This window comes from Enterobacter sp. 22466 (assembly GCF_052044775.1).
GTDB classification, from domain to species: domain Bacteria; phylum Pseudomonadota; class Gammaproteobacteria; order Enterobacterales; family Enterobacteriaceae; genus Enterobacter; species Enterobacter dissolvens.
In genome coordinates, this window is sequence record NZ_JBQENX010000015.1 from 1 (window position 1) to 24,393 (window position 24,393).

Here is a 24,393-nt window from a genome sequence, read left to right on the forward strand (position 1 = left end):
TTTAATTTCCATACGAATCTCAAAAGTGATCATAAGCTCCCCTGTATTCAGAGGAGCAGATTAACCCCTGGATCAATTTTCAACCGCTGGGGTGGATCAGTTTTGCACCGTTGGTAACATGATGACAATGTGTCGGGTACAGAATGTCGCCCGGGCCGGGTTCTACGCGTGGCTGCATAACCCGGTCTCGGCACGCGATAAAGATAACCAGCGCCTGCTGACGCTTATCCGTGACTTATATTCACTGAGCGGAGGCGTATACGGTTACCGGCGGGTTCATGGCGACCTGAACGAAATCGGGGAGACCTGCGGTAAAAAACCGGGTGGGTAGTATTATACAACTGAACCGGATCAAAGCCGTGCGCGGCTATAAAGCGCCGCGTCGTATCGCCGGCCGACCTTCAGTGGTTGCCCCTAATCGCGTGCAGCGGCAGTTTACTGTTGTCCGGGCCAATCAGGTCTGGGTCACAGATATTACTTATATCCGCACCTGGCAGGGCTGGCTGTATCTGGCGGTGGTTATCGATCTCTTCGCCCGTAATGTGGTCGGCTGGTCGATGAAGCCCACTCTCTCACGCGAACTGGCACTCGACGCGCTGATGATGGCCGTCTGGCGGCGAAAACCGGACGGCGAGGTCATCGTGCACTCAGACAGGGCAGCCAGTATGGCAGCGACGACTGGCAACGGTTCTGTCGGGCCAATAATCTGGCCCCGAGTATGAGCCGGCGTGGCAACTGCCGGGATAATGCAGTGGCTGAATCGTTCTTCAGTTCACTGAAAAAAGAACGGATCAGAAAACGTATCTATAAAACCCGGGATCTGGCCCGGGCCGATATCTTCGATTACATTGAAGTGTTCTACAACCGGGCCCGGCGCCACAGTCACCTCGGCGGCGTCAGTCCGGAGGCCTTTGAACAGGCCTCGTCGTGAGGACAGGAAATGTCTACTGTTGTGGGGTCAGTCCAGTTTTATCTCCTGAGAGTCCAGGAAATCGTACGCACCCCAAAAACGGCCATGCAGAGTAAGTAGCTTAATAATCAGGTTGAGCAAGACCATAGTAATATCAATTGTCGGATACGGCTGATACTGGGGCTCAGGTCATTTCGCTGGGTGAAAATTTTGTATATAGGCATCCGCGAATTGATGGATTGTTGCCGGCGAAGCAGTTTTATCTTTTTATCCACCTGAAATCCCGGTAAATTAAGCTTTTTCCGACCTGTCACCGCTAATGTGACAGAATAGTTCAGAGAGTGCAGTTGCCGAAATTTTGTATTTATTAGAATCGGGAAGGTGGCACTATACCTGCTCTTTGTTATGTTATGTTATGTTATGTTATGTTTTTATTATTCCCCCGCTAGCCAGCGGGTTTTTTTTGGTGTTTTAAAGTCGAAAGTAAAATTTTGTATAAGTATGGCTGTGCTATGTAGTGTCGATTTATGATAGAAACCATTCATTGAGTTGTTTATTTTTTTTTCTGAAGTTGTTCTGGTAAGCATTGTGAGTCTATAAAATAGGCATCTAATGAAATAGGAGCAGGGGATGGATGGCAATATTTTACAACAAATCACAAAAGATAAATCTGTATGGATAAAACAACAGAAAGAGCTATTACCTTTGCTGAGTTTTAAGTGGCGACTTAGGAATAGTCAGCGTTCGTTTTATCAGGCACTACAGAAGAAAAACGAATTGGCATTCATTCTTGAGTGTAAAAAAGCTTCTCCGTCCTGGGGGGTGATACGAAGTGATTTCGATATTGAATCTATCGTTGATGTATACAGGGAATATTCTGATGTTATCTCTGTAATTACTGATGAAAAATATTTTCAGGGGCGCTATGAATATCTGATGCAGGTGAGTAAACTTGCCAGTCAGCCAATTTTGTGTAAAGACTTCATCATTGATGAGTATCAGGTTTATCTTGCCCGGCATTTTAAAGCTGATGCTATTTTATTGATGCTATCCATTCTGGATGATGAAAGTTATAAGCATTTAACGTACGTAGCCCATACATTAAATATGGGTGTTTTGACTGAGGTTAGTAATGAAGAGCAGGTTGAGCGAGCGGTGAAATTAGACGCCAAAGTTGTGGGAATTAATAATCGCGACTTACGAGACCTGTCTATTGATTTGGAGCGAACCCGACGTTTAGCTCCACTTTTCCCCGCAGATATGACGATCATTAGTGAATCTGGTATTTATTCTCGGCAACAGATTGAGGACCTTAGTCAGTATGCTAATGGTTTTTTAATTGGTAGTTCTTTGATGTCTGAGGATAATTTGGAAAGAGCTGTAAAGAGCCTTATCGTTTAAGATTCTATTTTATATATAGTGAGAGTGATGATGAAATATGCAATGCCTAACACTGAAGGGGCGAAAATTAACTTCGCAGAAAAATATGATAATTTCATTGGAGGGGAGTGGTGTCGGCCTACTGCGGGAATGTATATGGATAACATTTCCCCTGTCGATGGTAATGTTTTTTGTTCGGTAGCAGATTCTGACGACGACGATATTAATCTTGCGCTGGATGCAGCCCATGCAGCTTTTCCCGAGTGGAGCCAGACATCAATCCAGGAGCGTAGTCAGTTGCTGCTGAACATTGCTAATCGTATTGAACAGAACACAGAAATGTTGGCAGTCGCAGAAACCTGGGACAATGGGAAGCCAATTCGGGAATGTCTGGCGGCCGATATTCCGCTGATGGTTGATCACTTCCGCTATTTTGCGGGCTGTCTGCGCGCTGAAGAAGGTTGCGCAGTGATGCTGGATACCCAAACGCAAGTGCTTCATCTCAAAGAGGCGATCGGTGTTGTGGGACAGATTATTCCCTGGAATTTCCCGTTGTTGATGGCTGCATGGAAGCTGGCACCCGCTCTGGCTGCCGGGTGCTGTGTGGTACTTAAACCTGCAGAACAAACACCTGCGTCAGTAATGGTACTGATGTCATTGATTGCTGATCTGTTGCCACCGGGTATTGTTAATGTTGTTAATGGCACGGGGATGAAGGCCGGTATTGCGCTGGCGACTTCGTCCCGGATCGCCAAAATTGCGTTTACCGGGTCGTCTGAAGTAGGAAGAAAAATACTACATAATGCTGCTAATTTATTGATTCCTTCAACGGTGGAGCTTGGCGGAAAATCACCCAATATCTATTTTTCGGACATTCTGCAACAGGAGTCATCGTACGTAGATAAATGTGCTGAAGGAATGCTGATGGGATATTTTAATCAGGGGGAAGTCTGTACTTGCCCATCCAGAGCCCTGATCGAGAAATCTATATTTGATCCGTTTATCACACATGTCATCCTCCGTGGTCAGGCATTAAAACAGGGGTCCCCGCTGGATACTGATACGCAAATTGGTGCGCAGGTTTCACGTGAGCAGTTTGATAAAATTCTCAATTATATTTATCTTGGAAAAAAAGAAGGTGCATCATTGCTGATGGGAGGGCACTGGGCTGAAGTGGACGAATACCCAGATGGGTATTATATTCAGCCGACTTTGTTACAAGGCAATAATAATATGCGGATCTTCCAGGAGGAGATCTTCGGCCCAGTGCTGGGGGTCACGCCGTTTGAGGGGCTAAAGCAGGCGCTGGAAATTGCGAATGATACGGTATACGGCCTGGGTGCTGGTGTATGGTCACGCAATGCGCAGACCATACATCGTATGTCGCAAGGAATACAGGCGGGCCGGATTTGGGTTAATTGCTACCATGTTTATCCTGCTCATGCTGCATTTGGTGGCTATAAACTTTCGGGGGTTGGCCGGGAAACGCATAAAATGGCGATTGCAAACTATCAGCAGACGAAAAGTATTATCAGTAGCTTTACCTCTGAACCTCAGGGATTCTTTTAGTTTTTCATAACCGGATGCATTCGTACAAGAGTATAATGTAGAGGAGAACATGTATGTTCATCGGCGGTATTTTGGTTGTGCCGGGTTGTACCACTCCGCGGCCTAAGTATAAGCCTAAGGAGCAGGAGTATTCAGTGAAATCTGGTCGTTATATCGGCCTGGTCCGGAGTTCTGCGATGCAGAATGGAAATCGTCCAGTTGGGGAAAAGCGTAAACAATCAGGGGATAAGATAACGGTGGGTGAAGAAATTTCACGAAATATTGCACGCATGGTTTCAAGAAAACCAGGTTATGTTCATCGCTGTTAAAATAACAGTGAAGTGGCTCGGTGCTTTTTATCTATGTGGTGTAAACCTGAATCGCAAGATATTTTTTCGAAAAAATTGTAAGTGTCATGTTCGTTTTCCTGAATATTTTATGCTCTTCTTTGTCTTACCATAAGGTAGCGGGGTTGTCCGGAAGCCTGATTTACTTCCGGGCAGTTCTCTTTCATGAGGACCTTTCAGGTTCAATATGACCCACGGACTTTAAGGTGTCCGGTTAGCAACGTCCTTACCATGCAGTCAGACCTGATATCCCGGATGTTCTGTGTAGAAAAAGGCTACAATCCTCTCACACGTGTGAATTTCCGGAAAAATATCTGAGGGCGCTGTTGTTGTGCAGCTACTGCTGATTGCGGTGGAAATAACATTGTTTCCAGCAGATAAGCGCGTATTACACATGTGTTATTGAACTCTGAAGTGTCAGCTTGATGCTTAAATAATAGTATTTTGTAGTAATCGGTTCCTCTTTTTAATTATATGCATACTAGAAAGGAGAGTTATGATGACTTATATAACATCATATGATTACCATGCCAGTTATTATCGTAGCACAAAGAATGGTTCTGAACGTAAAAAAACGCACAAAAGATTTCCCTTTAGATTTTTAAAGGGAGTAAAAAATACTACAACCAGCTTTAAAAATCGATGCTTGAAATTGCGCCATGCAAGAAATAACGTTAAGAATATTAATTCATTGCACCATAGAGTTAGAGCTCAAGCTATTAGCCATAACACAATTAAGAGTTTTATTATCCAAAAGCTTGAGGCGTTAGATTTAATAGAAAAAGCAAAGCAAGACACCGTTTATGCCAGTCAGGCATGTGATGCTGCATTGGCATCAGTTTATAGCAATAAAAAGGATGTCTTTTGCAAAGAAATGATTTCCTTGGGACTTGATACTTCAGAGTATTTGAGAGAGGCTGGGTATGCAGCGAAAAACGTGGGTCTTGAAGGTCAAATGCATAATGATATCTTTATTCCTGCCGGTTCTGGAGCAAATCCATTTTTAACGGCTATTATCTCATCTACCCAACGAAGATACCCCCGACTATTTTTAAACAAAAATAGACAGGCAACATTCAGGGAATATGCAGAAAGAAAAATTTTATGTAAAGTGGGTAAAATATGTCAAGCTAAAGGGATAATCACTCCTTCTGAGTTTGGTCTGATGCTGGATAAAATTGCGAGTAAATACCTTTCAGGTGGAGCATCTGAAGCCATGTAAAGTTCCCGGAGAGCTGCAAAACCAGTTTAAATCGCACCTTTTATCTGAAGATGCCAGATTTTTCTCGAAAATAATGTTGACACTGAGCCATGATGCCATTAACTGTTTCATGGCTCAGCTTCAGCTGTGTTAGACTGAATAGACCGTATATTCTTCCTGCTGTTTATGATCTCATTATTTATGTATATCTGAACGTTGTGTCGATTTTAGATATATGAATCCTTAGGCCGTGATTTATATTAAGCTGGCATTGCTTTTTTAATACAAAAATCAATATGAGGTATTATATGTTATCACCAGTTACTAGCCTACCAACCTGGTTTAAAGCACACTGTGGAAGAAGTAGTGAGGCCGCTATCACCTATGCTTTGGAAACTCAGAGGGATAAAGATAGTAAATTTGCAAGAGAAATGATTGAGGCAAAAATAAGTTCTATTATAGCTCGATTTCCAAATGCAGCAGGAACGAACACGAAATACGGTCGTAGCTTGCAAAAATATGGGGGTATGTTGGAACAATTGAAACGAGTAAATAATAATTCTGCTGAGAATATGGTGGTGAAATGTGATGAATATTATGTCGATGCTAAAACAAAAGCTCCTTTAGGAGGGGGTAAGGATTGGGATGGTTGGGATGGTTGGGCAGAAGATAATCAACTATATGGCCCTGTGAGGGAGGTGAATAAAAACTCAGGAGGCTCAGCTTCACCTTCTTGCGAACTGAGGGAACAATTCAAGCCTGTTGTTTCAGAAATGCAAGAGATAATAAAAAGAAAAACCTAATAAATATCCTCCGGCATAGCCGGAGGCATTTCAAATTCGCCGATAAGGCGAGCCTGTACATAAATTTGTGTAATTACCTGATTTTGATATGTTCAATCCAGCATCAAATGAAGGTTAATTTATGGACGAAAAACAGTTGCAGGCTCTGGCTAATGAACTGTCCAAAAATCTCAAAACCCCTGACGATCTCAGCCAGTTCGATCGCCTGCTGAAGAAAATCAGCGTTGAGGCGGCTCTCAACGCCGAAATGTCCCACCATCTGGGCTACGATAAAAACCAGCCTAAACCGGGTGCTAACTCCCGCAACGGCTATTCCACAAAGACCGCTACCACCGGCGATGGCCCTCTGGAACTACGCACTCCACGCGATCGTGATGGCTCTTTCGAACCGCAACTGGTGAAGAAAAACCAGACACGGATCACCGGGATGGATAACCAGATTTTATCGTTGTACGCCAACGGGATGACCACCCGCGAGATAGCTGCAGGGTTCAAAGAGCTGTATGACGCCGATGTCTCACCGGCGCTGGTCTCGAAGGTCACCGACGCCGTGATGGAACAGGTTACCGAATGGCAGAATCGTCCACTGGATGCGGTTTATCCCATTGTTTACCTTGACTGTATCGTCCTGAAGGTCCGGTAGGGCAGTCGCGTCATCAATAAATCCGTGTTCCTGGCGCGGGGTATCAGCATCGAAGGCCAGAAAGAACTGTTGGGTATGTGGCTGGTCGAAAACGAGGGCGCGAAGTTCTGGCTCAATGTGCTGACAGAACTCAAAAACCGCGGCCTGAGCGATATACTCATCGCCTGTGTCGACGGCCTGAAAGGCTTCCCGGATGCCATCAACACGGTATATACGGAAGCCCGCATCCAGCTGTGCATCGTGCATATGGTGCACAACAGCCTGCGGTTCGCCTCATGGAAGGACTACAAAGCCGTCACCTGCGACCTGAAAGCCATCTATCAGGCCCCCCACGGAAGAAGCAGGGTAGCAGGCGCTGGAAGCGTTCGCCAGCGCCTGGGACAGCCGCTACCCGCAGATAAGCCGGAGCTGGCAGGCAAACTGGACCAACCTGGTGACGTTCTTCGCTTACCCGGCAGACATCCGTAAGGTGATCTACACAACGAATGCCGCTGAGGGACTGGCGTATGGCAATGAGCCGCTTTATTATCGAGTTCGGTGACCGCCCCTGGACGGTCACTTCTGAGAAAAAGCAGTTACACAGAATCGTGTACAGGGTCGGAAGCTTGGTTGCGTCACGTGATCAACGTCATCAATACATGGCCTGCCAACTGCGTGAAAGAGCTGTTGCCCTGGAACGTCACCCTCTCTGTAAACTAATTTTTACCTCACTTCCTTCCCGGGGCGCTTACTTCCCGCTTACCTTTACCGGTGCTAGTCCTCAGCAGCCACTGGATATATTCACTCTGGCTGCCGGTGATCCTGTCCAGCGTAAAGATAACCGATTTCCTCCATCGTCGGACGACGCAGTTTTGGGTGTCCGGCCAGAACGGCAGATAAATTCTGGCTCAGTTAAGACCATCGGGCTTTCAGATGTTCGCCCAGCATCCTGTCCGCCAGAGGGCTCAGCCCCTGAAGAAATGCCTGTTCCGTACTCTCCATTGCTCTTGTTCCGACAGCACGCTCAGCATCGGTATTACCGACCAGCTCAGCCGGTTTTAGCTCTGTGTCAGACAGCATCTGAAATATATCGTCATAATCCGAAATTTTCTTCTTACATAGAGTTTCCCAATCTTCCGGATACGCGCGCTTCAGCACGCTGCGTAGCGGTGCCCACTGCAGTATCCATTCTCTGAACTGTGTGTTTTCGGAGGTCTTCACCTGAATCTCGGCGGCCTGCAGGTCTGATTCAGTTATGTGGGATACGTCAAAGAACCGCATTTCCTTCGTCACGCTGCTCAGCTCAAGCACCTCCTTCAGCTTATTCTGGAAGCCCAGATAAACCTCAATTTCATCAACGAAGAACAGCTTGTTGACCTTAGCCCAGGCAATCTCCACCAGCTTTTCCAGGCGGAACATTTCACGCCCTACAGAAACCAGTTCAGGGCGATTGTTATCATACTTCCCTTTTTCTGCATCATGAACCAGTTGCAGGTTCTTCATCTGGTTCAGCGCAAGGGTGACCCGATCCTCGCAGCTTGACGTTGCCTCCGTCGCCATGGCAAAGGTTTTTGCTCTCAGTTCACCGTCTTCGGCCAGTTGCGTCAGCCAGGTCGATATCTGTGCTTTAAAACTGGTTTTTTTTTTGCAGTTTTTCGTCTCGCCTAGCCTGTCCAGGAAGGCACTGAAGGAGGTGGCATCATGTTCCTGTCCAAAGGACTGCCACCGGTCATCGGGCGCGGGTTCGCCCTCTTTCGCCGGCGCCAGCCAATCAGCGACAGCCTGGTGCAACGGACGGGCTTCCTGGGGAGTGGAAGGAGCGGCCATATTGAAATTAATCCTGGGCCCCGAATAACCCCGGCTACTGGTCATGGTCTCCAGGGTCTGGCGCGTGTGCTCTGACAGAGGGGTATTGGCTATATATATACGAGCATCCGAAGGCAGGCGAGTGATGCTTTCCGGTAGACTAGTGATTGAGGTGTTTTGCACCACCATCGTCCTCAACCTGTCCGGCAACTCCGGCAGGTTGGTCAGGGTGGGGATCTCAATCCGAAGCTCCCTTAGTCCGCCGGACAGTTCCGGTAGTTCAGTCAGTAAGGTACCTGTGATCTGTAAACTGGTCAGGCTGTCCGGCAACTTCGGCAGGTTGGTCAGGGAGGGAATGTAAATACTAAGATAATTTAGTCTGCCGGGCAGTTCCGGCAGTTCAGTCAGTAAGGCATCGTTGATAACTAATTTGAACAGGTTGTCCGGCAGTTTCGGCAGTTCAGTCAGTTGGGTATTGTTGATATATATAGTGTCCAGACTGTCCGGCAACGCCGAAAGACTAGTCAGTGGAGTGTTACTCACACTCAGATACCGTACTCCATTCGGCAGTGCCGACAGGCTGGCCACGAGGGTATCGTTGATTTCTATGATTTCAATACAGGGCGGTAAGGAGGAAATACTCCGGCGGTTCAGATGAAGAATACATGTGTCATGGATGTGGATGTCACGCAAGACATCTACCACAAAAGCACGGTCATGGGTCTCTGCTGATGGCGCAGCCTTTTTCCACTCGGACCAGACCACTTCATACTCCTCTAGAGTCTGTGGTGCCGTTGTGGCGGTGGCATGTTCTGGACATTCCTCACCCCGTTCTGCGTCCGGGGTGAGATGGTGGGTTTCATGGTGCTCCTGACACTTCACGGTATACTTCCCTGCATCATCAATGGTAACCGACAGCATCTCCTGGCTGTTTTCGTCCAGAATGCAGAAGTGCTTTTCTCCGTGCCGGCCGAACTGTACGTTTTCTGCAAATCCGCTAAACGCGAACGTCCTGAGCTGTTCAAATCTACCGGCCACCTGCTCCAGCGTCGTTCCGGCCGGCGGGTGACAAATCTGCCGGATGAGCTCCAGCACTTCTGGCTTCTTCGTTGAGCAGAAAAACGCCTTAATTTTATCCCATACGCTCAAGTGAGGAGAAGTGTCAGAACTGGCGATATCCTTAATGCATCTGCTGCTGATTGCAGCGGAAATACATCCATTTCCAACCTGAAAGGGCATAATAAACATTCTCTCTATTATTAACGGTCTGCGTTGATAGTATCATCGCTGTCTGGTTGTTTATTCCATAATACGCTCATCGACTGATTCATGGTTGTTCCGTTGCGGTGAATAGCAGAAGAGACATGAGAATCGCTGGCGTGATGGCCGAAATGGCCGCAGTGGACAAGGGACCAGGTGGACGGAATGTTCCGCCAGGTTACGGTGGCGCATCGTACTGCCAACTGACTGAACAAATCTCTTTCCAATGGTTATCGTGCCACCTCGAGTCTCCCGTAAGATAGTCAGTGTGACGTTATTTCTGCAGCAACAGATAGTGAAGGGGGTTATCGGCACACTCCCCGAAACCACATTCAAGGAATGTCGAAAGCAAATTGATGGCCAGTAACACGCAAAACAGCAGCATGACCACCATACCAGGACGTGAGGATGACGGTGGGGTTGTACTATCCGATCCCGATAAGGAGAGCATCAGAGTGATGGCCATCAGAATGAGCACTGACGTGACCAGCGACCAAGTGTAAAAATGGAGCCCGAGAAATACGGATCCGTATCCTGCATCCCTGGGCATGATGTGTAGCAAAATTTGTCTTACAGCAATCGAGCCGGTGATGATCGCCCCCAGAATTGCAATACTGTAATGCCCTCCTTTGATACCAAATCTGATGTTAAACAGAAAAGCAAGCCCTGTAATGATAAGTCCTGTCCGCTGGAGTAAACAAAGTGGGCAGGGGAGTTCATTACGGTCAAACTGATAGTAAAAGGCAACCATCAGAGCTATGTCGATGGCGAACAGCGTAGCGATATTAAGCCACTTAATGAGATGTTTTTTTGTATGCAAGTTATTTTTTTTGATCATGGGCGCAATTAACCTGTCTTATAAGGAAATATTGAGAGGGGATGTTAAATGGTGCCAGAATGAGAGCAGAGTAACGATAATCAGGGTAATGCAGAGTAAATAACTAATTATCGGTTTTTTTACTGTAAAAAGTGCAACCAGCGTATTGCTGAGTGCCAGAAGAAAGGGAAGGAACATGTACACATTAAATCCTTAGGTGGTATATGGAAGAGTAAAAGCTGTGTGCAGGATTTACTATTAAAATGGGGTTTTTATGTTTTTTATATCAAAAAAGAACCCCCCCCTGAAAAGACTTTTAAGCCATTCGAGAGGAGGGAGGTAATTTATCGATAAACCTCGGCAGTTCCCTGCCAGAAACTGGAGTGTCCGGGGGTACTGAGCGAGGTGATATACAATGTTTTTCCTCCTAGATCTTGTGCTTCTTTTTGCATTTTATGGATTGCATCGTCCATTGTTCCAGGCACAGAGGAAACCGATACCGTCCCGATTTCACTGTGTTGTTCAGTATTGATAACCGTTGGCAGGTTGTTTGCCAGGGCGCTTGCTGATGCCAGCATTAATAACAGAAGAGTTGTTTTCATATTGATAATACCCTTTTATATTTGTGGGTTTGCCCAATTTTTATATTGCATGATTTTTATTCGCGCGTCATTTTTGTTTAGGAAAACATAGTTAAGTTTTTGTAACTATTTATAATGCCTTATTTATCTAAATGAATATTACCCATTATAAGAAACGGGTTTATTTTATTGTATTTATGCTTTTATTTGCTGTGTAGGTTTCGTGTTGTTTTGTGTAGTGAATAAAGTTGTGTTTTTATGCTTTTATATCCGCAGGAAGGTTAAATTAACCTGACGACATATTTGTACCATTAAAGTATATAAAGTCTGGAGGAGAGACTATGTCACTGAAGCAATACTGTCGTTGTCTAAGAAAGTTACTGAGGACTGCCATGCAGGTTATCTGGTTGCCCATCGCGGAGAGTCGAAAAATGGAAGTGGAAGTTATAATAAAGCAAGAGATACAATACGATACCCTGCCCTGCCCTGCCCTGCCTTTGCCTGTATCGTCCACGGAGCTCACCGCTGTTAAAATAACGCTTCCACCCTATACCACTTTGCAAAGGCCAGAGTATTGTGCCCTGTATGGTTTATGTTGTTCATGGGAGCCTTGCCCGTGGCTCAGACTCCTCAACCTACAGACAGACACTGACTACGGGGGAATTTTTTAGCGTCAATACCGTCCATGATGTCCTGGGATATACCAGGGATACGCCGTTGGAAATGGTGGCTTATTACGTCAGATTTTTGAGCCTGGATAATTTCGATGGACTTGATTAGGTTCCTTCTGTGTTGGGGCATTTACCACCGCCAGTTTAGTAATTCTGTGCTATTTTTTTATATTATTGCAATGCGTAAATAGATGACTATCCTATAGTCTAGAAAGTGTTTTTTACGTTAACTGAAAAAAACTGTTTCGGGAGACTTTAAATGACAATCATAGCACCTGTTAAAAAAAATATTGATTCCCCAATTCAAAACGCTAAAGGCTTACAACCGTCTCTACCTAGACGATTTATGAATATGATACTACGTGTCTTTAATAGCTTAGTGGGGATTCGAGTCGTAGCGAAAGGATATACAGACATACCAGTTGCGAAAAAATATACAGACATAGCAGATGTGATTAATAATTCCAAATATTTGAATGCTCAGGTAGAAAGGTTGGATAACGCTGGAAATAGGGCTTTAACTTGTCTCTTTCCAGAATTGAAAGAAGAAGTACGCTCATTGAAAGGTATCATTAATAATATGGGTGATTTGAGTAGGAATGAGTTTGATGACATCATGGTTCATGAAAAAGCTATGGTTGAGGCTATCGCGGATAAATGCCTGCGAGTGATTAAACGTGATGAAGCAGAGAAGCGAAAGGAGATAGTTGATTACATATTTAATGAGATGAAAGATACACATAACACGAAAGGAAAACTGTGCAACAAAGACTTTACTGAAGATATGTTTTCTAATTATATGAAGCTTGTGATTTTCAATAAGATAATAGATAGATTTTTTCAAAAGGCATTTAGTAACATTAAGGAGGAGGTTTGTTCTGAGATTGATAAGGAGCTTAGCTGTTTACAAAATGCCAGGGAGTGCATTTCAAGCCTGGCAAATAGTGAAATCTTTAGCGATAATGATAGGTCAAGATTTTCTGAAATTGTTGCATCATATAAGTACTTAGAGGAACATGTGGTGAATAAATTACCAGGGGCGTTTTCTTTTTTGATATTTCCTGTGCTTCAACCTTATCAAGAAGAGTATGCTAAAGAGTACGCTGGTGGCTGTGATGCAATAAATACAAAGTGTGCTTTGATTAGAGATGTAATTAAAATGACTAACGAAAATTTCAGTGATTCAACCTTGTATAGAGCATATGAAGAAGTACAGGAAAAGAAAATACTGAAAAAATTGAGTCAAATTACATGTGAATGAATGTATAGTTGTTTACGCAGACACACAGGCTCGTTTCTAACCAGGGGGAGGTATTATGCAAATCTCATATTCATCTGGTTTATCACTATTTTGTTATGGTGTGTTTCGTACAGTCAGCAAAGGGCTTTCATCTTTAGTGTTTCTTAGACGCGTGAAAAATTCAGCGGTGACAATTAGACATCATGATGAAAACAAAATGAGCGTTCCCGCAGGGCGAGCATGCGACAAAGAACCGTATAATCGCTTTAGCACTGATGATTATTATTTTCGGGGTAAATCAAATGCCCTTGAAATTGTCACTATGAATGATCCCCCCCCTATAGTTATAGTATCTAATGATACTGGAAGTAATGGTGATGATGAATATGTTAAGGAAGCAAAAACTGCACTGCAAATGATAATAAATATATGGAAGGCAGAAGATGCATTTATCGTTGCACAGGATACAACAAATTGTCGGGCAGCATTAATTGGGGCGTATCGGCAGGCGATTGAATGTTTTAAGCTGTTTGGGGGCGGTAAGGTTTTTTCTAACAATGAGATAAATCAAATCCAGGTCTGTTTTTTTAATAGAGTGGAACTACTTACCAATCCTGTGTATGATGAATTTTTAATCAATAATAATTCATTTGAAAAATTTATTTCATCCTATGGTTTTTTTCGTTCTCGACATGATTTAACAAGAAAAGAAGATATTTCCTGTACCGGAAGTGAGGCAGGCGATATTACTCGTAAACCATGTCTGAAAAGTTGCATTTCTAAACCTAAATACTATGGGCGTTTCAGGGTGATGCGTCATCGAATCAAAAGGGGAGATTATGGCTCTTGAATATCTGTTATTTTCTGATCTTTCTGCTCTTGGTAGCAGCCCGGACAGTGTAAAGAACAAATTTAAAGCGATCTTTGGCACAGAACCAGATGGTCTTGCTCTTAATGATGAGACTTATTATTCAGGCTATCAACCCCCCATTACTCAGCAGTACGCTATGCATTGCTATAAAATTCTGGGGGTGCCCCAGTTCCTGGCGTCGAGTCCACTGGAATCTGGGGAGGTTATTGTCGGCAGTAACACGGCGGTCAATCACTCTGACCAGTCAGCAGAAATAGCCTTAATGGTGGTTGGTGCATGGACGGAGACAATGGGATGGAATTTGTCAGTCACCACCGGTATGCAATTCAAAACAGAATTTAAGGTTGAAGGGATATTTTCTACCGGCTGGGAGTTTAGCCTGAATGTGAGTGGCGGTAAGTCTGGCTCCACGGGGACGAGGAAAAGCTCCCAGGCAACAGCAACGGTTCAGGTACCCGCAAAATCAAAAATCACTATCAATATGATTGCAACCATGAAAAAAGTCAAACTCGACTTTAAAGCTCCAATCAAGGTCAGCGGTTCGTTTGGCGCAAATTTCCCGGAGCCAGTGAGGGGGCACTATTTTTGGTTTGTTGACGCTGAACAACTTCTGCCCATGACGCAGGCTGAAATTACCGGTGTAATTACTGGAGCAGCGGCATTTGATATACGTACTGAAATCGGTGAAATAGAATCCATTTAATATAAGGAGTCGATTATGCTCAGCGGTATTTCCAGAGCAGTCAGTGTTCAGTCCAACCAAAAACTATACTCTGCACTTGGTCAGGCAATGGGCGAACTGAGGAATACGATAGAGAGAGTTGAAAGTAATACCAACGCTCCTTTACGAATGGCATTTTCATCCCTTGAACGTTATCATCAGTCGGTCGAGTCTTGCCGCGATCGCAACGAGAGATTCAATAATCTACGACATCGGGTAGTGAGCATGATTAATGACCGTATGAAAGAAGTACGAAATCATAATGCTCATCCGGCTGTAACTCATTCACGGTTTCTGTCCCTGGCGCAAGATGTACATGGTGCACTTAACCGGAATGAACCCCCTGATAAAGACAAACTGAGAGATTTGCGTGCTGCGTGTGGTATTTTGGGTGAATCATTACCCAAACTGCGTTCTGGCCTGGACCCGCTTTCTGATGACATAAGGGAGATACTGCGGGTTTTACCGGCAGTGGAGAATACCCGTTGTCAACTGATGTCAGACGCCATTCAACCTGTCAGGATGCGCCTTAGTGATCCTCAGTACGAAGAATCTCAGTATAAAGAAGCTGCGCTGGCTTTCTGTGACCAGGTCTATAGCACTCTTGGATTGATGAGAGGCTAATATGCCAGCGATTGGCTTACAGTTATCTCATATCACCTGTATCCGCAATGGTTAATTGTGGTACGACACATCGGCCAGAAAATAGCTGTTGTATTTTGTCCGGCTGCCGTATGGGGATGTGGAGGGTGAGTAAGTGCTCTCGCAGGGAGCGGTTTTTGAGTATCATGAGCAGGGAGTGAATATAGCGGTCATGGAAGACAGGAGTGCTGGAATGATATCGTCCAATAGTATCCCATGAGTATCCATGGTTGATGATCTGCTGATGTAAAATGTAAGCGCCAGAAAGCAAATTAACGCAGGCGCTATTTTGTAATTCTTCTCGTTTAATTCCCATCGTTCTGAGCATTGGCAGATGAATGCTATTGATCTGCATAAGACCAATGTCCTGCGTTTTGTTAGCATTTATATTGACAGCACACTGATCAAAGTGTGACTCCTGCCAGATGACCGCTTTAATAAGCAATGGGTTAATTTGAAAACAACGGGCGGCATACAAGATACAATCATTTGCTGCCAGTGCGGGCCTGCAGCTGACGAAGAGTAGCATCAGGCAGATGATTTTTTTCAACATATAAATTTAGAGTATGAAAGACGGCCACAAAAAAATCCTTTTTCTGTGGCCTGGTAGGTTAATCGTTCTCACTCTCGGGCTGAGAGAAGGCCTTGTTCAACATGAACGAATACAGACTGTTCAGTCCCAGTAGCTGACAGGCCGCTGAATCCAGTGCCTTGGTGTAAGGCGTAGTCCCTTGTTCTTCACGTAGTTCACCATCAGCCTCAAGCAAAGTGGAGGAGAGGGTTGTCAGGGAAGGGGATTTACCTGGATAGAGTGATTTGAGCGTTTTCAGTAATTCAGCAGTGGGGGGGAGTTCGTTGTGCTGGTGTAGATAGTTGAGCACAATATCTTTATAAGCCTGATCCGGGTCGATCGGATCCACTCCACTCACATTGGTATGGTTTGTACGGGTATCAGTCTTCCCTATCATGTTCTTCTTCCTCTTCTAAGTTGTTTTCATGGTGTGTTGCGGTGCTGGTGGAGCGAAACTCCTTCAGCATCGTGATGATTTCTTGCAGAAAATCTCCGGGTAGCGCGTCCAGTGTTTGTCCCGCGGCGAGTGCCTCCTGGCAATTTATTGCGTCTGCCGTCAACTGCTGACACAAAGGAATGGCAGAAAACCGAATGGCCTGATCACGGTACTGGACACCAAAGCTGTTATCGGGAGAGGGCAGGCAGCGAAAATGTTGCAACGAAGGAGGCAAAGAAAGACCTACCGGCAGCAGCAGTGTTGGTGGCTCATTGCCATCTATCTCATCCATAAGGTGAGTGACGATTAGTTCCGCGACGGCGGGTTCGTTGAAAAGAGTATGCAGCCGCTCGGTCAAATAATGCTGGTAGCGGGTGATTAACTGATGCTGCATCGCGATGCAATTCTCCAGAAATGAGACGAGCTCCTGGAAAACCAGATGAAATCCCGCAGCGTATCCTTGTTTCTGTAGAGCCGAGACTTGTTGCGTTGTTTCGTCAATCATATTTTTGCAGCGCTGGTAGGTTTGCGCTAACGCTTCGGCATGGCGTTGTGCACGGCGGCGTTCACCCGCCTTAAACAACGGACCTTCCATCACCGTGTCTGGAAGGTCATCAAGAGAAATGGTACGCATGATTAAGTGCCATGATGAGTAAGTTGATATTTGCAGGGGTCAGAGGGGCTTCCCCCTTTGGGATCCCCAAAGTGAGTGGAAAAAGCAGCCGGGCCCGTTTGTGAAGCGCAGGAGAAAACTGACTGAATAGGGCAAATAAAAAGGACGCCCCTGTCTGCAGGGGCTGGCCTGCCGCAGAAAGGGGGGGGGGCATGACCATGTCGGCCGAGCGGTACTGCACTTCGGGTAAAGGAAGTGCAATAAAAGTTTGTACCGCCGAAGAGCAAAAGAGATGTCTTCCCTGAGCTAAGAGATCGTCACGCAGTAATAGTGAACCGATCAGCATGGCAGCATCAGGAAGACGATGCCAGTGTTGTATAGCGGACTGCAACAGGTGATCTTCCCGTTTGCTGATACTCAAATCCCTCTCCAGAAGCTGGTATTGTCGAGCCAGCCAGTGGTTAAGCAAGGGATGAGCGGCAGGTTTGTCAACCCAGCGCTGCCAGCTTTCGGGAATATGGCTGTGATGGCACCAGACAACGGGATGATACATCACTACAAGATGTGACAACCATAAAGGAGTGGTCATTCAGCAACACCCTCCTCGTTTTTTACCGGCTGTTGTACTGATACCTGTTTACGCCGTAGCCAGTAGAACAATGCGCCAGAGCAGAGCAGGGCAAGGAACAAAAGGCCGCACAAAGCATACCACCACAGCGGATTACCATTACGATCATCACGTGTAGGTGGAGAATATTGCACCTGTGGAGCCGGGAAAAGCACTACCGAAATATTGTTGTAAAGAATATTATCAAGGCTGTTTTTCATCAGCGTTTTAATCTGTGAAATCAAGACATTTTTATCTACAACACCGCTGTAGGTGAGCAATACGGCAAGATGTTCTGTGGGAGAGGCGCTCCCCCCATCACCGGATTGCAACGGATAGCTAATATGCACTCTGGCATTAACAATTTGCGGAATAATCTTTAATGATTGCTGCAGGCGTTGTTCCTCCATCGATAACAGCCGTGCCTGTTCTGCCTGGGGGGAAGACACCAGCGCACTATCGGGAAACGCCTGCGCAATCTGCACGTCCGGAGGAGCTGGGAGCTGGTATTGGTTCAGAATCGATAAAGCACTGGTGCTGTCCGCATTGTGTACCCTGATGGTATAGCCCGCTTTCAGCGTACCACTCTTGGTGGCAGCAATGTTATGTTGCTGGAGTACTGCCAGAACCTGATTAGCCTGCTGTTCGCTAAGGTTGCTGAGTAACGCATTATCATTACAACCACTCAGCGTGACTAAACAGATGACCAATAACAACGATGTCAACATATGCTTGAACATAGGATTATTGCGCTTTTTCCAGAGTCTCAACCGTACTGACCGATTTTCGGGCAAGTGTCGTTACCAGAGAGATGTAGTTACTGTATTCCCCCAGGCGAACCTGTAATTGCGCCAGCATATTCGGGTCACTCGTCATTTGAGGTGCACTGAGTGCATTAATGGCGTTTTTGTACTGAGCATCCTGCTGACTAAGCTGGTGGTAAGCTTGCGAGATGAAGTTATCAAGGTGCCCTTCTGACGACAACGCTGTGTTTGATGTTGTGGCCGAATCGACCGGCATTAATTTGGTCAGGGAGGGTAATGCAGTAATTGAAATACCAGGCATAATATTTCCTCGGTAATAAAAATGAGTATGGTCAGAAACCATACTCACAGGGCTGTTAACTAGCGGAAGTTCTGGATGATGGCAGAACCAATATCTTTGGCGACTTTAACTGTATTGCTTTGGGCGTTACGATAAAGAGTATACTCCTGAAGTTTCGCCTGAAAATTGGCAAGCACAGATGGATTGGAAGGGTCTTTTGAAAGTGCCACTTCGGCAGTTTTTAGATCATTCCACAGAGAGGTAGACCCGGTATCAAAATCCCCACTAAGATAATCAATAAACCCATCATTTTGATTGACCGGGTCAATGGGTTGATTACCTGATACTTGAAATGACATTATATTACCTCATTTGATAAGATTAAAAAGCATAGGCAGGTGGAAAATACCAGTGATGCCGATCAACAAATAAATAGCCATTCGGTGCATCAAGGTACGATTTCCCTTGCAGCCAGTTTTCATCCTGGTTGATAGAGAAATTAATGAAGTGATTACCCCAGAGCACGTAAAACTGGGCTATGAAGTTTTGTAAATCCGTGAGTGCTTCATCGCTGAGTTGGTTGTGGATTTCAAATGTGTATCCTTGAACAGTGTTAATTTGATGATAGGGGATTTGCAACCGTTTAAGGCCATTCTCAGCACTTTCCAAAATTGTTTTTTTACTGTACTGATGTAAATAAATATGTCTGGCATAAGGCATTTTCTTTAGCAGAAGCTGTTGAAGATCCTTAATACGAGCACTGTTCACTCCTTGCAATATGCGTAATGTAGGATACTGTGGGGAGGATAAATCTAGTTGTAATACCGGAATGCCGGATTGCTGTAACTGGAGCAATATATCCGTGCGCACATTGTCTTTCCATAGTGCTTTAATGTTTTTTTGGTCAGGAAGCTTTATGAGCGCGGCCTGTAACCATTGAAGATCGCGATAGTGCGTCGCCAGGGCGTAAATATTATCATCCCTTCCCTGAAGAATTAGCACAGGACTCGGTGCCCCAGCTAATCGCTGCGATAATGACATAATCTTGTGTGTTGACTGATAATGCTGATAAAAAATGGCTGCAGATATGACCATCGTCAGTGATAGCAATAATCCATATAAAAAGATCCGTCGGTTATATTTGACGGCTAAGCGCGGAATAATGCTCAAGGACTCGGTGGAAGTTGATTCGTCTTTATCGGCGTCCAATTGTGATGCTATGAGTGCCTCATGAGCCCATGAGTCGTCAGCTTTTTTCAGCGCCAGGCGAATATTCTGATACTGGAAGTATGTTTGTAATGTTATCGCCTCATTAAGCATATCCTTGCCATCGTATATAGTAACAGGCAATTGCTCACTATTCTCATCATTAAGGGGGACAGGTTTCTGCGACAGATGTAACACCATATTAGGCATGTCAACATCTGCAGGAATGAACAGCGTGTTTTGTACATAAGAGCACACATGCTGTTTTTTTTCGCTACCGTCAGGGTCGGAACTGGCATCAATCATTAAATCTTTATTAGATGCAATAACCAATAAATAGTCTTCTGCAGGCAAGTAGAGCTCACTACCATACATAGGACCAAACATGATTTTTAATGTGTAGGACAATGCATGTGGGGTGCCACGATCATTATCCTGGGTAGTCCCTCCTGGGGAGGCAGATTCATTCGTTAGCATGTTCTCTTTAATGCAGTTGCATTTTCCAAATCGAGTTAGTGATGGCTTAAAGGTTCTCGCCGACCTGAGAGTAATTATATCTGTCAAGAGCAGGTTGTAAATTACTGGGTGAGATGAAAATAATCATATATTTATGATCTTTTTGTGATCTTTTATTTTATTTATGATATCTGCATTTTGCGGGTTGACCTGTTTTTTTTTTGGTAGATTATTAATGTTCGCTATGCAGGACATGCTGTGCCCGTTCACCTCATGCCGGTTAGCAGGGGGTAACCCTGTAATGTACCCTGTAATGTACCCTGTAATGTAGTGGGAGAGACAAAATATGAATGATGCTGAAAATGATAAAAGATGCGACTTAAGGCCATCATTTTTGTGGCGAAAAAAAAACGTTTCTGACACAAGTTTCGTCATGAATGAAGAGTTGGTGAAAATGACGGCAATATCAAGTGATGCTTATTTTAGTGTTTCCTGTAAACGAAAGCGAAGTGGTTGGGTCAGGCCTTTTTATCCCCTCATTTTAGCTATTCATGGTCGCGCGAAGATTGAGCTACACGGTCAATGGTGTATTGAAATACTCCCGGTTTACGATGCCGCCACATTATTGGCTTTTTCTGAAAATGCAGAAGAAGGAGGGGGAGGCGGTACCGGTCATTTTCCTGTTATTAAAATTGATAGTGATAAGGTATCCAGTTTTATCATTAAAGAGTCAAGTGAGGCTTCGATCGCCGAAATGTTGGTGTTGAATCGTCAGAATCAGGAAAGGGAAGAGCTCTCAGGTTTTTATGATTTTATCAGGGGCAGTGAGTGTTACTGGATCATCAAATATCTGCTGTCGATGTTAGCGAGTGAGGGTGAAAAGGATATGGTGAAAGCACCAGGCCGGGTCTATGAAATTTGTAGCTCATATGGTGTGTCGCAAACATACTTCAGAAAGTTATGCCATCGTTATTTGCATCGCGGTGCTAAAAAACAACTCAGAATATGGCGTGCGGCTCTCAGTGTACTGCAATTGATGGAAAGTAAAAATAGCGTGGTTTGCGTAGCGCAGGACAATGGTTACGCTTCATCATCACATTTTTCTACAGAAATAAAGACCTTTTTTGGTATTACGCCAAAAGAGTTCAGGAGACTGGAAAGTTTATTATATGAATAAGTTGTCGCTAAAGCGTGCTTGCCAAATATTATTCTTAGTATGTGCGATCATCGTTAGCGCAGGTCAGCCTGCACTGGCAAGCACGGATAATACGTATGTCGCCAGCGACAGCAGCGTCAGGCAGCTTTATTCGGTCCTCTCTGATGAATTACACAAACCGGTTATTGTCAGCGATCTTGCAGGTAAAAAGCGAGTTACAGGAAATTTTGATCTCAACAGGCCATGGGCTTTCCTGCGGGATATTACGGGTAAAACGTCATCGGTCTGGTACTACGATGGCAGTGCTATCTATGTTTATGATGTGACAGAACTAGAGAGTCGGGTTGTGCAGTTAAATCGGGCACCGTTTTCCCGCCTGCTGGCTTTTCTGAAATCAACGTCTCTTTATGATGAGCAATATCCTCCCCGTGCAAATGGTGATGTTGGGTCATTCTATATTTCAGGACCTCCTGTCTATGTCGATCTGGTGGTTGCGGCAGCCAAATATATGGATGCGACCTACGGAACACCGAATACTGGCAAAAATGAAATCCGGGTGATTCATCTCAAGAATGCGTTTGTCACCGACCGCAGCTATACACAGCGTGATACTCCAGTAACGATCCCTGGGGTCGCGACGGTGCTCAAACAGTTGTTGAATAATTCCTGGCAGAATGGGGAGCAGGCACTACCACACGCAACAGTGACCGTCGATCGCGATACCCGGGATGCATTGGCAGTAGAAGGGAAACAAGGTCCAGGTTATCCGGCATTACCACCTCTGAATATGAACCAGGCTGGGCAGCGCCATTTATCCTCTCCGGAAAGCGGTAGCGACAATAACGATATCAGTATTGTCGCGTACCCGGATACCAATAGTTTATTGGTTGAGGGGGCTGCGAGTCAGGTCAATTATGTGCAGCAGCTGGTGGATGCGATTGATATCCCTAAACAGCAGATCCAGTTGTCATTGTGGATACTGGATGTGGCAAAAGATGATGTTGACGAACTGGGTATTAAGTGGCAAGGAGCAGGATCAACTGGGAACTCAGGTATTACCTTTAATACCAGCTCACTGACCCCACAAGGCAGCCTGCACTTCCTGGCCGATATCAGTGCTCTGGCGCAGGAAGGGAATGCTCAGGTGGTGTCACATCCGGAGCTGCTGACACAAGAAAATATTCCTGCTCTCTTTGATAACAACACCAGTTTTTATGCACGGCTTACAGGAGAGCGGGTGGCATCGCTGGAAAAAATTACCTATGGAACACAAATCAGTGTGTTACCGCGTCTGTCGAGTGGAAGCCGTGAAATTGAAATGATTTTGAATATTCAGGATGGTGGCCTGCCCCTGGCAAATGGTGCCCAACCGTCCACTGTGGATCAGCTACCGGTGGTGGATAATACGCAAATTAGCACTGAAGCTCGAGTGCCACGTAACTACAGTTTATTAGTAGGGGGATACAGTCGTGACCAGGATGAACACGGAGACATTGGTATTCCTTTGCTTAAAGATATCCCCTTCCTCGGGCGGTTATTTGATTACCACTATTCTGAACATAAACAATATATTCGTATGTTCCTGATACAGCCGAAATTACTGGACAATGGATCATTTTTCCAGGGATTCGATAGTAAAAATCCTGAGCTGGGTATCGATTCACGTGGTCGTGAGATTACCCTGCAGGCGACGGTCTCGATGCTGAAAAGCTATCTGACGGATTGATTGGGAGAAATTGTTATGGCCATCAGTACTGTTGATACGAAAAGTTTCCGCGATTTTAATCCCTCGTCAGTTCGAAGCGGAGAAAGTACCTTAGTACCTGTTGATGATGGTATGCCTGTTGTTGCAGTAGATTTACAGGCTGAAATTGCCGATGCCATGGAGGAGATGGCGGATCTTGTTAGCGTTTTCGGACGGTCGGCAGGGAAGAGTGGCAAGAAGAATGTTGAAGAGAATGATTTTTTGTCTTCGATTCTGGAAGAACTGGCTGATGAAAATCTGGAGAGTCTTGTGAGCCAGATGGTGAAATCAAAAATGAGCGCTGCTGAGTTATTGCGCCAGGGAAGAGGAATGTTTCCGGATGATTGCGATCTGATGCAGGCTCTACGTGAGCTTCTGTATCGACGGAAATTGTCAGCGTTACAGAAGAGAGAGCTTCAGAAAGCTATCGCGGATCTGGAGAAATTTACGGATACCCAGAAAACACAATCCGGTGTCAATGTTGCGCGGGTGGCAAAAAAATTTACTCAGGGGCAGGAGGCACTGACTGCGAAGGCATTACGTTCAGCCTATCTCAATTTTCTGGAGTTGGATATTCCTGCCAGCTACCTCTATCAGGATTGGGTCACACAATTTGGTTGCCAGCATCGACAAAGGATCCTGGCATTTATGCTCAGTGCGCTACTTTGTGATATGAAATCAGTATCGCCAGGAATTAATGATATGGAATTTGGTCAGCTCTCCGGGAAGCTTTTTCTAACAAGAGGGCTGAACAGTATTGATAGTCTGCTGATTGAAAAAATGGCTGCGTTTCCTTTTTTAATGCAACCGAGCAATAATCAGGAAGAAGAGCTAATCTCTCTATTTATGACTGGCTTGCTGGAATATGAACAATTTCCACAACAGTTGTCTTCTTTTGTAAAAAGATTCATGTTTAAAGTGTTGATTAAACACCGTGTTACATTTGTGCAGATGTTTTTGGATGTTTTTTCCAGAACATCTGAGTTCTTTTATGCCAATAATGAGGACCGATTACGGTTGATTGAGATGATTCGGGATATGATGCATTCTCTTTATAAAAAAGAGAGGCGTCTTGGTATCTGGAATGATTATTACTCGTAAATAACCCTGTATCAATAATTTTAAAAGAGTGCAATCGCA

The 24,393-nt window shown here is 45.0% G+C and carries 23 protein-coding genes and 4 pseudogenes; 14 read left to right on the plus strand and 13 right to left on the minus strand.

The features are described 5' to 3' along the window. Nucleotides 1-115: 115 nt before the first annotated feature. The 7 genes and pseudogenes from ACTJJI_RS24455 to ACTJJI_RS24485 form a co-directional block, all read left to right on the plus strand. A pseudogene (locus tag ACTJJI_RS24455) lies at nucleotides 116-931 on the plus strand (IS3 family transposase); the annotation flags it as partial. Nucleotides 932-1,540: 609 nt separating this feature from the next. Then, nucleotides 1,541-2,296, plus strand: a pseudogene (trpCF, locus tag ACTJJI_RS24460) (bifunctional indole-3-glycerol-phosphate synthase TrpC/phosphoribosylanthranilate isomerase TrpF); the annotation flags it as partial. Between the two features lie 45 nt (nucleotides 2,297-2,341). Continuing rightward, nucleotides 2,342-3,859, plus strand: coding sequence for an aldehyde dehydrogenase family protein (locus ACTJJI_RS24465; protein WP_440655959.1), 1,518 nt, complete (start codon nucleotides 2,342-2,344; stop codon nucleotides 3,857-3,859). Nucleotides 3,860-3,912: 53 nt separating this feature from the next. Continuing rightward, nucleotides 3,913-4,167, plus strand: coding sequence for a hypothetical protein (locus ACTJJI_RS24470; RefSeq protein WP_440655868.1), 255 nt, complete (start codon nucleotides 3,913-3,915; stop codon nucleotides 4,165-4,167). A gap of 514 nt (nucleotides 4,168-4,681) precedes the next feature. Then, nucleotides 4,682-5,407 carry a hypothetical protein gene (locus ACTJJI_RS24475; protein WP_440655870.1) on the plus strand — a complete coding sequence of 242 codons (726 nt, stop codon included), beginning with the start codon at nucleotides 4,682-4,684 and terminating at the stop codon, nucleotides 5,405-5,407. 287 nt (nucleotides 5,408-5,694) lie between these two features. Beyond that, nucleotides 5,695-6,189: a hypothetical protein gene (locus ACTJJI_RS24480; protein WP_440655872.1), complete on the plus strand. Its 495-nt coding sequence runs from the start codon at nucleotides 5,695-5,697 to the stop codon at nucleotides 6,187-6,189. A 121-nt stretch (nucleotides 6,190-6,310) separates the two neighbouring features. Further along, nucleotides 6,311-7,397, plus strand: a pseudogene (locus ACTJJI_RS24485) (IS256 family transposase). A gap of 166 nt (nucleotides 7,398-7,563) precedes the next feature. On the opposite strand, the pseudogene ACTJJI_RS24490 reads toward ACTJJI_RS24485, so the two are convergent. The 5 genes and pseudogenes from ACTJJI_RS24490 to ACTJJI_RS24510 all read right to left on the minus strand — a co-directional run. Then, nucleotides 7,564-7,711 (minus strand): annotated as a pseudogene (locus ACTJJI_RS24490) (ExeA family protein); the annotation flags it as partial. Between the two features lie 12 nt (nucleotides 7,712-7,723). After that, entirely contained in the window at nucleotides 7,724-9,865 is a 2,142-nt protein-coding gene (locus tag ACTJJI_RS24495; RefSeq protein ID WP_440655874.1) for an NEL-type E3 ubiquitin ligase domain-containing protein, read from the minus strand. 286 nt (nucleotides 9,866-10,151) lie between these two features. Beyond that, nucleotides 10,152-10,628 carry a disulfide bond formation protein B gene (locus ACTJJI_RS24500; RefSeq protein WP_440655961.1) on the minus strand — a complete coding sequence of 159 codons (477 nt, stop codon included), beginning with the start codon at nucleotides 10,626-10,628 and terminating at the stop codon, nucleotides 10,152-10,154. A 105-nt stretch (nucleotides 10,629-10,733) separates the two neighbouring features. Beyond that, nucleotides 10,734-10,892, minus strand: a complete 159-nt coding sequence (locus ACTJJI_RS24505; protein WP_440655963.1) for a DUF5993 family protein — start codon at nucleotides 10,890-10,892, stop codon at nucleotides 10,734-10,736. Between the two features lie 146 nt (nucleotides 10,893-11,038). Then, a complete protein-coding gene (locus ACTJJI_RS24510; protein ID WP_440655876.1) occupies nucleotides 11,039-11,296 on the minus strand; it encodes a DUF1471 domain-containing protein in 258 nt (85 codons plus the stop codon). Between the two features lie 909 nt (nucleotides 11,297-12,205). Here ACTJJI_RS24510 and ACTJJI_RS24515 point away from each other — a divergent pair. From ACTJJI_RS24515 to ACTJJI_RS24530, 4 genes are read left to right on the plus strand one after another with little or no spacing between them, the layout of a single operon-like run. After that, complete coding sequence (locus tag ACTJJI_RS24515; RefSeq protein ID WP_440655878.1) at nucleotides 12,206-13,207, plus strand: hypothetical protein; 1,002 nt, start codon at nucleotides 12,206-12,208, stop codon at nucleotides 13,205-13,207. A gap of 55 nt (nucleotides 13,208-13,262) precedes the next feature. After that, nucleotides 13,263-14,036: a hypothetical protein gene (locus ACTJJI_RS24520; protein ID WP_440655880.1), complete on the plus strand. Its 774-nt coding sequence runs from the start codon at nucleotides 13,263-13,265 to the stop codon at nucleotides 14,034-14,036. Then, entirely contained in the window at nucleotides 14,026-14,760 is a 735-nt protein-coding gene (locus ACTJJI_RS24525; protein WP_440655882.1) for a hypothetical protein, read from the plus strand. Before ACTJJI_RS24520 ends, ACTJJI_RS24525 begins: the two co-directional genes overlap by 11 nt. 15 nt (nucleotides 14,761-14,775) lie before the next feature. After that, the gene (locus ACTJJI_RS24530) at nucleotides 14,776-15,402 is read left to right on the plus strand and encodes a hypothetical protein (protein WP_440655883.1); all 627 of its coding nucleotides are present in this window, start codon (nucleotides 14,776-14,778) and stop codon (nucleotides 15,400-15,402) included. A gap of 22 nt (nucleotides 15,403-15,424) precedes the next feature. On the opposite strand, the gene ACTJJI_RS24535 is transcribed toward ACTJJI_RS24530, so the two are convergent. From ACTJJI_RS24535 to ACTJJI_RS24570, 8 genes are read right to left on the minus strand one after another with little or no spacing between them, the layout of a single operon-like run. Beyond that, entirely contained in the window at nucleotides 15,425-15,973 is a 549-nt protein-coding gene (locus ACTJJI_RS24535; protein WP_440655885.1) for a lytic transglycosylase domain-containing protein, read from the minus strand. 58 nt (nucleotides 15,974-16,031) lie between these two features. After that, a complete protein-coding gene (locus ACTJJI_RS24540) occupies nucleotides 16,032-16,388 on the minus strand; it encodes a hypothetical protein (RefSeq protein WP_440655887.1) in 357 nt (118 codons plus the stop codon). Then, entirely contained in the window at nucleotides 16,372-17,061 is a 690-nt protein-coding gene (locus tag ACTJJI_RS24545) for a hypothetical protein (RefSeq protein ID WP_440655889.1), read from the minus strand. The genes ACTJJI_RS24540 and ACTJJI_RS24545 overlap by 17 nt, the downstream gene beginning before the upstream one ends. Next, nucleotides 17,042-17,629, minus strand: coding sequence for a hypothetical protein (locus ACTJJI_RS24550; RefSeq protein WP_440655891.1), 588 nt, complete (start codon nucleotides 17,627-17,629; stop codon nucleotides 17,042-17,044). Before ACTJJI_RS24550 ends, ACTJJI_RS24545 begins: the two co-directional genes overlap by 20 nt. After that, on the minus strand, nucleotides 17,626-18,387 hold the full coding sequence (sctJ, locus tag ACTJJI_RS24555; RefSeq protein WP_440655893.1) for a type III secretion system inner membrane ring lipoprotein SctJ: 762 nt from the start codon (nucleotides 18,385-18,387) through the stop codon (nucleotides 17,626-17,628). Before sctJ ends, ACTJJI_RS24550 begins: the two co-directional genes overlap by 4 nt. Before the next feature lie 4 nt (nucleotides 18,388-18,391). Further along, a complete protein-coding gene (gene sctI / locus ACTJJI_RS24560; protein ID WP_440655895.1) occupies nucleotides 18,392-18,712 on the minus strand; it encodes a type III secretion system inner rod subunit SctI in 321 nt (106 codons plus the stop codon). 59 nt (nucleotides 18,713-18,771) lie between these two features. Next, on the minus strand, nucleotides 18,772-19,050 hold the full coding sequence (gene sctF, locus ACTJJI_RS24565) for a type III secretion system needle filament subunit SctF (protein WP_440655897.1): 279 nt from the start codon (nucleotides 19,048-19,050) through the stop codon (nucleotides 18,772-18,774). 22 nt (nucleotides 19,051-19,072) lie between these two features. Continuing rightward, the gene (locus ACTJJI_RS24570; protein ID WP_440655899.1) at nucleotides 19,073-20,374 is read right to left on the minus strand and encodes a PrgH/EprH family type III secretion apparatus protein; all 1,302 of its coding nucleotides are present in this window, start codon (nucleotides 20,372-20,374) and stop codon (nucleotides 19,073-19,075) included. 325 nt (nucleotides 20,375-20,699) lie between these two features. Here ACTJJI_RS24570 and ACTJJI_RS24575 point away from each other — a divergent pair, with 325 nt between their 5' ends. The 3 genes from ACTJJI_RS24575 to ACTJJI_RS24585 are packed head-to-tail and all read left to right on the plus strand — an operon-like array spanning nucleotide 20,700 to nucleotide 24,354. Then, nucleotides 20,700-21,530, plus strand: a complete 831-nt coding sequence (locus ACTJJI_RS24575) for a helix-turn-helix domain-containing protein (protein ID WP_440655901.1) — start codon at nucleotides 20,700-20,702, stop codon at nucleotides 21,528-21,530. Beyond that, complete coding sequence (gene sctC, locus ACTJJI_RS24580; protein ID WP_440655903.1) at nucleotides 21,523-23,235, plus strand: type III secretion system outer membrane ring subunit SctC; 1,713 nt, start codon at nucleotides 21,523-21,525, stop codon at nucleotides 23,233-23,235. Before ACTJJI_RS24575 ends, sctC begins: the two co-directional genes overlap by 8 nt. A gap of 15 nt (nucleotides 23,236-23,250) precedes the next feature. Then, nucleotides 23,251-24,354, plus strand: coding sequence for an HrpJ domain-containing protein (locus ACTJJI_RS24585; RefSeq protein ID WP_440655905.1), 1,104 nt, complete (start codon nucleotides 23,251-23,253; stop codon nucleotides 24,352-24,354). The last annotated feature ends 39 nt before the right edge of the window (nucleotides 24,355-24,393 follow it).